At 61.8% G+C, this 3,356-nt stretch carries 4 protein-coding genes; all 4 read right to left on the reverse strand.

The features are described from left to right. Positions 1-203 precede the first annotated feature (203 nt). Positions 204-488: a c-type cytochrome gene (locus P3W97_RS05265; protein ID WP_300844475.1), complete on the reverse strand. Its 285-nt coding sequence runs from the start codon at positions 486-488 to the stop codon at positions 204-206. 117 nt (positions 489-605) lie between these two features. Next, positions 606-1,691 carry a c-type cytochrome gene (locus tag P3W97_RS05270; protein WP_300844469.1) on the reverse strand — a complete coding sequence of 362 codons (1,086 nt, stop codon included), beginning with the start codon at positions 1,689-1,691 and terminating at the stop codon, positions 606-608. Next, positions 1,691-3,034: a sulfite dehydrogenase gene (gene soxC / locus P3W97_RS05275; protein WP_300844470.1), complete on the reverse strand. Its 1,344-nt coding sequence runs from the start codon at positions 3,032-3,034 to the stop codon at positions 1,691-1,693. Before soxC ends, P3W97_RS05270 begins: the two co-directional genes overlap by 1 nt. Further along, the coding region (locus P3W97_RS05280; protein WP_300844473.1) for a helix-turn-helix transcriptional regulator at positions 3,027-3,356 on the reverse strand (330 nt) is incomplete at its 5' end. The genes P3W97_RS05280 and soxC, both read right to left, overlap by 8 nt.

Below are 3,356 nucleotides of genomic sequence, written 5' to 3' on the forward strand. Positions count from 1 at the left end.
TCCGCCCACCGCTTTGAGCGCCTCCTCCAGCGTCTTGGCCGCAAAGCCGTCACGGCCCGCCGCCTGCGCCTGCTCAGCCGTCACCACGCCCAGCGACACCAGCGTCGCCAGCGCCCCACCGGCCTTGAGCACGGCGCGTCGATTTTGTTTCATATGCCACTCCTTGTCGAAAACATCATTCGCTACGACGGGTTCGTTCGCCATCACTTGTCGGGCGCACCCGCCAACACCCACTCTGCCAACAGCTTCGCGTCATTGTCGCTAAGCCCCGCCTGGGCAGGCATTGGCACCGGACCCCATTTGCCGGCACCACCCTTTTTGATGGAAGCCGCCAGCTCTTCGACTTTCATGCCTTTGTACTTGGCGGCAACATCTTTATAAGCTGGCCCGACCAGCTTTTTATCCGTGGCGTGGCAGCCCGTGCAGGCGTTTTTCTGGGCCAAGGTCTTCGCGGCCGCCGCATCCAACGCATGCGCCGGGCCCACCATAGCGACCGCACCCACTGCAGTCATTACCATGATCTTGAGGTTCATCATCATGCTCCTTTAAGGTGGTGGGCCTGACCTGCAGGCCCACATGTTAGACCCAAATCCGACAAACCGGGTTCACTTGGCGCCCGCCGCAATCCAGGCGGCAATCGCCTTGGCGTCGGCGTCGCTGACCTGAGGCTGGGCTGGCATCGGGATGGCGCCGTACACCCCTTGCCCGCCGGCCTTGATTTTGGTAACCAAATAACTTTCGATGTCAGGCTTACCCTTGTGCTTGGAGGCCACTTCGTTGAAGCCTGGCCCCACGATTTTGTTGGCGACCCCGTGACAGGCGGTGCAGGCGTTCTTAGCCAACAAACTCTTGGCGTCCGCGCCGCCGGCCACCGCGGCAGTCGGGGCTGGAGCCGCCATCGATACCTTGCGAGTCAGTGGTTCCTTGCGCGGAGGCTGGGTCGTATCCCAGCCACGCGCCGGCCCGATGATGCGGTTTTGCTCGATCAGATTGCCGTGCGCATCGCGCATGTCGTCGGGCAGCGTGGACTTGATATCGCCCTCGATGGGGCAGTTTTTCATGCAGCGCGAGTTCTGCACATCGCCCTTGCCATTCACTTTCCACAGCGGCTCGTAATACACCATGCCGTTGCGGTTGGGCATGCGTTTTTGCACGTCGGCGATGTTCTGATCGCTCAGCACGAAGTCCGCCGGCACGATATTGCCCAAGTGGAGAATATAGGCCACCACTGCGTACACCTCATCGGTGGACAGCGATTTGGGAGCATTCCAGGGCATGGCGCGGTTGATGTAGTCCCACAGCGTGGAGACGGTGGCAACTTTCATCAGCGTGGTGCGCTGCGGATATTGCGCTTCCACGCGCAAGTTGGCCACCCGACCGGTTTCAATATCCTTAGCCGTAGTGCCGCCCACGATCGGGGTGAAGACCTCGTTGGATTCACCAAAGTCGCCGTGGCACGAGGCACATTTGCTCGTCCAGACTTCCTCGCCCTTGCTGACCGAGCCGGAACCCTTGGGTAAACCGACGAAATCGGGGCGAACATCGATGTCCCAGGCCTTGATCTCGGCCGGTTTGGCATCGCGGCCAATGTCATGCCAGGGCTTGTTGGCGTGGGCGACGCCTGCGCCAGCAACCAACAGCGCGGCGCCCAAGGCCGCCGCGCGGACGGTGGATTGGATCTTGCTCTTCATCAGTACACCTGCACGTTAGAGACTTCGCCGTTTTCGGACACCAGCCAGCTCTGGATCGCATTGTTGTGGTAGATCGACCGCGTGCCGCGCACCGCGCGCAATTGGTTGATCTTGGGCTGAACATAACCGGTCGAATCGATGGCGCGGCTTTGCAGAATGGCAGGCTTGCCGTCCCACACCCAATCGATGTTGAAGCGCGTGAACGCCTTGGGCAATATTGGCCCCTCCAGGCGGGCGGGGCGCCAGTTGCGGCCGCCGTCGAAAGAGACGTCTACCGCCTTGATGCTGCCGCGGCCGGACCAGGCCAGGCCAGTCACGTTGTAGTAGCCGCGATCGAGCAGCGTTTGGCCACCCGAGGGCGATGTGATCACGCTCTTGCACTCTTGAATGCCGGTGTACTGGCGGTGTGTGCCGTCCGGCATCAGATCGATGTAGTGGATCGCCTCGTCTTTGGTCGCCCACTTCTGGTCACCCACTTCGATGCGACGCAGATATTTAACCCAGCTTACGCCTTGCACACCCGGGACCACCAGACGCAGCGGATAACCATTTTCCGGACGCAACATCTCGCCGTTCATACCCCAAGCCACGATCACGTCGTCGAGCGCGCGCTCGAGGTCGATCGTGCGGGTCATCGACGATCCATCGGCGCCTTCGGCCAGAACATACTTGGCCTTCTTGCGGTCGATGCCACACATATCCAGCAGTGTAGACAGCAGCACCCCGGTGAATTCGGAGCAGCTGATCATGCCGTGTGTGTACTGCACGGTCGGCACGGCCACATTGCCCCACTCCATCGCCGTGTTGGCTCCGCATTCGATGAAGTGGATGCGCGAGACGCTCGGCAGGCGCATCAAATCGTCCATCGTGAAGACGCGCGGGCGCTTGACGAGACCATGCACCATCAACCGGTGTTGCGACGGATCGATGTCCCACCAACCCTGATGGTGGCGCTCAAAGTGCAGGCCGCTGGGCGTGATGATGCCAAATAAGCCTTGCAGCGGGCAGAAGCTGACCGAGGCTTGCGAAACGCGGGTCAGGCCCGGACTTTCACGCCGCTGCAGATTACCCTCCCATTTGCTGGGCACACCGTAGCCACGCGCGGCGACGGGCTGGCCCAAGCCGGTGGTGTGCTCCGGCAGCTTGAGGATGGCATCTTCGCCGTCCTCGGCCGCCAGGGCTTTGCCACCGACCACGGCCGAAGCCGCGCCAGCTCCCATGGCCAAGGCCTTACCCATGAAGCTGCGCCGGGCCTTGCGGGCTTTATCGAGCAGCTCCGGACTCAGATGATTCTCCGGCGCGGGCAGGACCCGGCCGATGACTTCGCGGAGGTTCTCAGACACTGATTTCTTCCTTTGACTCAACGGGAAACACCGACGCCGACCGACTCATCCCACACCCTTCCCCTCGCTTCGAATGCGCCCACTGACCGTCCATTTGTTGAATGATGAGCCGACACAGGTCCAGATGCGAAGACGGGGAAACCCTATAAAACACCCGAGCGCCCTGGCGCCGACGCATCAACAAACCCGCCTGGTGCAAACGCGCCAGGTGGCGCGAGACATTCGCCTGCGCCATCCCGGTGGCCCGCATGATGTCATTGACGCAACGCTCTGACTGCCACACGGCATGCAGGATGCGCAGCCGCGCAGACTCTCCCAGCAC

It is taken from the genome of Tepidimonas sp. (assembly GCF_029335975.1).
Taxonomy (GTDB): domain Bacteria; phylum Pseudomonadota; class Gammaproteobacteria; order Burkholderiales; family Burkholderiaceae_C; genus Tepidimonas.

Excerpts from the sequence above, each read along its gene's own strand:
- P3W97_RS05270 (WP_300844469.1), bottom strand. The coding sequence starts at position 1,691 with ATGAAGAGCAAGATCCAATCCACCGTCCGCGCGGCGGCCTTGGGCGCC.
- P3W97_RS05265 (WP_300844475.1), bottom strand. The coding sequence starts at position 488 with ATGGTGGGCCCGGCGCATGCGTTGGATGCGGCGGCCGCGAAGACCTTG.